Here is a 6,134-nt window from a genome sequence, read left to right as displayed (position 1 = left end):
TCGATCGAATCCTTCTGGAAGTCGCGGATCTGCCAGGGCAGGCGATCCCTCGGGATCTCCGTGCCGTCGTGCAGATAGAAGCGCAGCGGCAGTTTGCGCCAATTTTCGGGCGACGCGCGCCGCAGGCCGGCCATTTCGGCGAACTGGCAATTGGCCTCGAGGATGCCGCCCTGCGTATCGGTGATCGAAATGCCGATCGGCAGCATGTGAAAGAGCTTCTGGTATTTCTCGCGGTTCTCGTTCGCGGCCTCCTCGGCGCGCTGGCGCGTCGCGACTTCCTCCTCTAGACTCGCGACGTGCCGGCTGAGCTCCACGGTCCGCTGCTGCACGACGAATTCGAGCTTCTCGACGTCGGCCTTCAATTCGTCCTCGATCCGCTTGTGCTCGGAGATGTCCTGCACCACCCAGATGCTGCCGAGCTTCGGGTCGGCCGGATCGAGCAAGGTGCCGGTGACGATGCACCAGATCAGCGCGCCGTCCTTGCGCACGAACGGCCGCTCGTCCTTGAAGGTGTGATGGGACTCGAAGAAGTGGCCGAATTTGCGGCCGATGGTCGAAAACGAGTTTTCGCTCGGGTAATGCACGCCGACCGACTGGTTGTCGAGTTCGCCGGGTTCGTACCCGAACAATTCCTCGTATCGCCGGTTACAGCGCCTGATCCTGCGGTTGAGCAGGTGGCAGATCGCCACCGGCGTGTTGCGAAAGATCGCCTCGTAGCCGAGCGAGGCATCCTCGCCCTGCTCGTCATTCAATGCCGCGTCGAACACGTCATCGCTCATGCGCACTACCTCCCCGCATCCCCGGACATCAGCCGACCCGAATCGGCGCCAGCGCAATCGGCAGGCAATCCGACGCCCGGCAGAGACATCAATCCCTGAGTCGAACCCGATCCGATTGTGCGCCCGCAACGCGGCCGCTGCATTAGGGGCAACCCCCCCTTCGTTAAGTGTTCGCACCAATTGGTTAGGTTCAACGGGTGGTGCTTAATTCAATCCACGGTCGCTGGCCAAAAGTGCATTGAAGCCTGGTCCTCCGTCGCGTGATAGTCACTCCCCTCATTTGTTTGCCGTGCAACAAACCGCAGAGGCTGTCGTGAGAATTCCTCTTGTTACCGAAATACAGAGGTTCAGCCTGCAGGACGGGCCCGGGATCAGGACGACCATCTTCCTGAAAGGCTGCCCGTTACGTTGCCCGTGGTGCCACAACCCCGAAACCCAGGACGTGCGACAGGAGTTCTACTATTACCCGGCACGCTGCGTCGGCTGCGGCCGATGCGTGGCCGTCTGCCCCGCAGGGACGTCCCGCCTGGTGCTCAACTCGGACGGCCGCACGACCGTCGAGATCGACCGCACGGACTGTCAGCGCTGCATGCGTTGCGTCGCCGCCTGCCTGACAGACGCGCGTACCACCGTCGGGCAACGCATGAGCGTTGAGGAAATCCTGCACGAAGCCTTGTCGGACTCCCTCTTCTACCGCAATAGCGGTGGCGGAGTCACCATCAGCGGCGGAGATCCTCTCTTCCATCCTGCATTCACGCTGGAACTGGCGCGCGAAATAAAGGCGCGCGACGTCCACGTCGCGATCGAGACGTCCTGTTTTCCCAAGAACTGGGCGGTTATTCAGCCGCTGCTGGAATTCGTCGATCTCTTCATCGTCGACCTGAAATCCCTGAATCCGGAAAAACATGAAGAGGTCATTGGTTGGCCGCTTCAGCCGATTCTCGACAACATCGAGCGCCTCATTCAATCCGGGGCCAATATCCGCATCCATATTCCCGTGATCCCCGGATTCAACGATTCCCCCCGGGATTTCGACGACTACATCAGCTATCTGAGCCGTCATTCCACGCACCTGGAGGGGGTCGATATTCTCAATTACCACGTCTATGGAGAAGGAAAATATCTCTCCCTGGGCAGGGAAAAGGAATACCAGTACTTGGGCGTGGAAGAGAACCCGCCCGAAACGGTATTGCCCCTGGCAAAAGGCCTGAAGCTCGCGGGCATCAAGAGCGTGACGATCGGCGGGTTGGTTGGTATCACGACGGACAGGCACGAGACGATTGCCGATGCCGGGATCGGGTGTATTACATAAATCGAAGGAGACATATCCATGGAAACGACCACATGCAAGCAGTGCACGAATTTCTTTCCTGTCCCCCCGAACGCCGATGACTACGAAACGGGCAAAGCCGATTGCGTGCGGCAAAAGGAAGATGAAAAAGGCAAATACTGGCTTTCCAAGCCCGTTTTCGAAAACAGCACGCAATGCAAAGCGTTCTGCGCGAAGCGATAAAACATAATCCCGAGGAGACAGCCATGAATGACATCGCAAGCGCCAAGGTTCTGGAATACAAGGGGAATACGCTCAGGTTCACGCCGGAAAACCCGGCAGAAGCGAAAATTCCCGCCGACGAGTTGCACGAGCATCTGCAAAAGCCGTCGACGGCGAGAACCAAGCGCCTGAAGGAGCGCTGCCGCTGGAAACATGCATCCGCCGGCGAGTTCATCGAAAAGAGCGTCACGGCCGGCATCGAGCGCATGCGCTATCTCACCGAAGCGCACAAGGCCAGCGAAGGCCAGCCGGAAGCGATTCGGCGCGCGCTGGGGCTGGCGAACGTCCTGAACAAGTCGACCCTGGTGCTCCAGGAGGACGAATTCATCGTCGGCTACCACGCTGAAGATCCCAACATGTTCCCGCTGTATCCCGAACTGTCCCACATGGCCGTCCAGGACTACCTGCGGAGCGACTACTCGCCGCAGCCGGCCGACGAAGCGGCGGCGATCAATGAATACTGGAAGCCGCATAGCCTGCAGAGCAAGTGCCAGCCCTATTTCGATCCGGCAGACCTCGGGCGCATGTATCAGGTGAGCAGCATGGAGGCGCCGTCCTTCGCCTCGGGTTACAACAGCATCGTGCCGCCCTACGAAACCGTGCTGGAAGACGGCCTGCTCGCGCGCATCAAGCTCGCCGAGAAGCATATCGCCGAAGCCCAGGCCGACATGTCCACCTTCCCGTGGGACGGCACCAAGGGCCTGGACAACATCGCGAAGATCGACAACTGGAAGGCGATGGTGATCGCCTGCAAGGCGGTGATCAGCTGGGCGCGCCGGCAGGGCCGTCTGTGCAAGATCGTCGCCGAGAACTTCGAGACCGATCCGAAGCGCCAAGCCGAGCTGCTCGAAATCGCCGAGATCTGCCATCGCATTCCCGCCGAGCCCTGCAAGGGCCTCAAGGACGCGATGCAGGCGAAATTCTTCACGTTCCTGATCTGTCACGCCATCGAGCGCTACGCGAGCGGCTACGCGCAGAAGGAAGACACCCTGCTGTGGCCGTATTACAAGGCCTCCGTCGTCGACAAGAAATTCCAGCCGATGAGCCACATGGATGCGGTGGAACTGGTCGAGATGGAACGTTTGAAGATTTCCGAGCACGGCGCCGGCAAGTCGCGCGCCTACCGCGAAATCTTCCCGGGCTCGAACGATCTGTTCATTCTCACCGTCGGCGGCACCAACGCCAAGGGCGAGGATGCCTGCAACGACATGACCGACGCGATCCTCGAGGCGGCCAAGCGCATCCGCACGGCCGAGCCTTCCATCGTCTTCCGCTATTCGAAGAAGAACCGGGAAAAGACGCTGCACTGGGTTTTCGAGTGCATCCGCGACGGTCTCGGCTATCCGTCCATCAAGCACGACGAGATCGGCACGGCGCAGATGAAGGAATACGCCAAGTTCAGCCTCAACGGCAACGGCGCCACCGACGAGGAAGCCCACAACTGGGTCAACGTCCTGTGCATGTCGCCTGGCATCCATGGTCGACGCAAGACGCAAAAGACCCGTTCGGAAGGCGGTGGCTCGATCTTCCCGGCCAAGCTGCTCGAAGTCGCCCTGAATGACGGCTACGACTGGTCGTACGCCGACATGCAACTGGGCCCGAAGACCGGCGATCTCTCATCCTTGAAGACCTTCGAGGATGTTTGGGAGGCCTTCCGCAACCAGTATCAATACGCGATCAACCTTTGCATAAGCACCAAGGACGTGTCGCGCTACTTCGAGCAACGCTTCCTGCAGATGCCGTTCGTATCCGCAATCGACGACGGCTGCATGGAGCTCGGCATGGACGCCTGTGCCCTGTCCGAGCAGCCCAATGGTTGGCACAACCCGATTACGACGATCGTCGCGGCGAACTCCCTCGTGGCCATCAAGAAGCTGGTGTTCGAGGACAGGAAGTACACGCTCGAACAGCTCAGCCAGGCGTTGAAGGCGAACTGGGAAGGCTTCGAGGAGATGCGCGTCGACTTCAAGCGGGCGCCGAAGTGGGGCAACGACGACGATTACGCCGACAACATCATCACCCGCTTCTACGAGGAAATCATCGGCGGCGAAATGCGCAAGATCACCAACTACTCAGGTGGTCCGGTCATGCCGACGGGGCAGGCTGTCGGACTGTACATGGAAGTCGGTTCGCGCACGGGTCCCACGCCCGACGGCCGCTTCGGCGGTGAGGCGGCAGACGACGGCGGCATTTCTCCTTATATGGGCACTGACAAGAAGGGTCCGACGGCGGTGTTGCGCTCGGTGTCCAAGGTACAGAAGAACCAGAAAGGCAATCTGCTGAACCAGCGTTTGTCGGTGCCGATCATGCGCTCGAAACATGGTTTCGAGATCTGGAACTCGTACATGAAGACCTGGCACGACCTGAATATCGACCATGTTCAGTTCAACGTCGTCAGCACGGACGAAATGCGTGCCGCGCAGCGCGAACCGGAGAAGCACCATGACCTCATCGTTCGCGTTTCAGGCTATAGCGCCCGCTTCGTCGACATTCCAACTTATGGGCAGAACACGATCATTGCCCGTCAGGAACAGGACTTCAGCGCGTCCGATCTGGAATTCCTGAACGTCGAACTCTGAAAAGCGCCGCTAAAAGGAGGGGCAGCGTTCCGCCCCCTCCCTTTTGAATCACACAAGAAGATATTGGAGACAAATCATGCAAGCAGAAAAGAGCCTACAAAACCAGCCGCACACGGAAGCAGGAACATCCCGGCCGTGCCGGAGCTGCAAGTGGCAAACCCCCGACCCCACCGACCCGCACCGCGGCCAATGCACCGCCAACCGTCACGCCATGGGAGGCGTGTGGAAACGCTGGCTGAGGGACGTCGAGAACACGACCTGTGCCCGGCACGAGGAAGGAAAACTGAGCTTCCGCGACCACGTCTGAACATCGGACGGATGTTGCTCACCTCTCGATGAGGGTAACAAGAGATCATGAAAATTTCTTCTAGCGCAAATGGCCTGTTCGTTCCGGAAGTTGACCCTTACTACTATGTAAGTACGGAAAACCAGAGCTTTCTCGACAAGTTCTCGAGAATATCCAGGAAGCATCCCGTCAACGTCCTGGTGGTCGGGAAGCAGGGTTGCGGCAAGTCTTCGCTGGTACGGCAATACGCTGCCGTCAACAGGCTGCCTTTGGCCACTTTCCAGATCGGCATCCTGTCCGAGCCGGGGCAATTGTTCGGTGAATACGCACTGGAGAACGGGGAGACCCGCTACAAGCAATTCCTCTTCCCCCAGGCCATCCAGACACCGAACTGCGTCATCCATCTGGAAGAGATCAACCGCCCCGAGCACCCGAAGGCGTTGAACATGTTGTTCTCCATCCTCTCCGATGATCGCCAGGTATGGATGGACGAACTGGGACTGCTGCAGGTCGCGCCCGGGGTCGTCTTCTTCGCGACACTCAACGAAGGCGCCGAATTCGTAGGCACGGAGCTGCTCGACCCGGCCCTGCGCGACCGCTTCTATGTCACGACGATGGATTTCCTGCCGAACGAAGTGGAAATCGAGGTGCTGGAAAAGAAGACCGGCGTGACCAACGAGCAGGCGCGGGAAATCATCACGGTGGCGAACAGCATTCGCGCCAATGCCGAGCTCGGCGTCGACGTTTCCACACGCAAGATCCTGATGCTCGGCGAGATGATCGCCGCAGGGGGAACGCTGCGCGAAGCCATCGTGACGAGTCTCCAGACCGACAAGAAGACGCTCGAATCGGTTTTGCTGTCGCTGCACGTGAATCAGGGGAAGGTGGAAAAAAGCAAGACGGAATACGTCCAATACATCGCTGCCTAGGGTCTTCCA

6 protein-coding genes are annotated in these 6,134 nt (G+C 59.3%); 5 read left to right on the top strand and 1 reads right to left on the bottom strand.

The window, feature by feature from the left end; translation table 11 throughout:
• A partial coding sequence (locus F464_RS29725; protein ID WP_018992988.1) for a PAS domain S-box protein occupies positions 1–779 on the bottom strand: 779 nt, incomplete at its 3' end.
• Between the two features lie 313 nt (positions 780–1,092).
• Here F464_RS29725 and bssD point away from each other — a divergent pair.
• The 5 genes from bssD to F464_RS0126955 all read left to right on the top strand — a co-directional run bounded on the left by bssD (position 1,093) and on the right by F464_RS0126955 (position 6,125).
• Entirely contained in the window at positions 1,093–2,091 is a 999-nt protein-coding gene (gene bssD, locus F464_RS0126970) for a [benzylsuccinate synthase]-activating enzyme (protein WP_040395829.1), read from the top strand.
• Positions 2,092–2,109: 18 nt separating this feature from the next.
• A complete protein-coding gene (locus F464_RS0126965) occupies positions 2,110–2,292 on the top strand; it encodes a benzylsuccinate synthase gamma subunit family protein (protein ID WP_018992986.1) in 183 nt (60 codons plus the stop codon).
• A gap of 23 nt (positions 2,293–2,315) precedes the next feature.
• Complete coding sequence (locus tag F464_RS0126960) at positions 2,316–4,910, top strand: glycyl radical protein (protein WP_018992985.1); 2,595 nt, start codon at positions 2,316–2,318, stop codon at positions 4,908–4,910.
• A 76-nt stretch (positions 4,911–4,986) separates the two neighbouring features.
• Complete coding sequence (locus tag F464_RS30685) at positions 4,987–5,217, top strand: benzylsuccinate synthase beta subunit family protein (protein WP_084600614.1); 231 nt, start codon at positions 4,987–4,989, stop codon at positions 5,215–5,217.
• 47 nt (positions 5,218–5,264) lie between these two features.
• Positions 5,265–6,125, top strand: coding sequence for an AAA family ATPase (locus tag F464_RS0126955; protein ID WP_026296368.1), 861 nt, complete (start codon positions 5,265–5,267; stop codon positions 6,123–6,125).
• Positions 6,126–6,134 lie beyond the last annotated feature (9 nt).

The organism is Aromatoleum toluclasticum ATCC 700605, from assembly GCF_000378245.1.
Lineage (GTDB): Bacteria > Pseudomonadota > Gammaproteobacteria > Burkholderiales > Rhodocyclaceae > Aromatoleum > Aromatoleum toluclasticum.
This window is presented reverse-complemented; position numbering and strand designations above follow the sequence as displayed.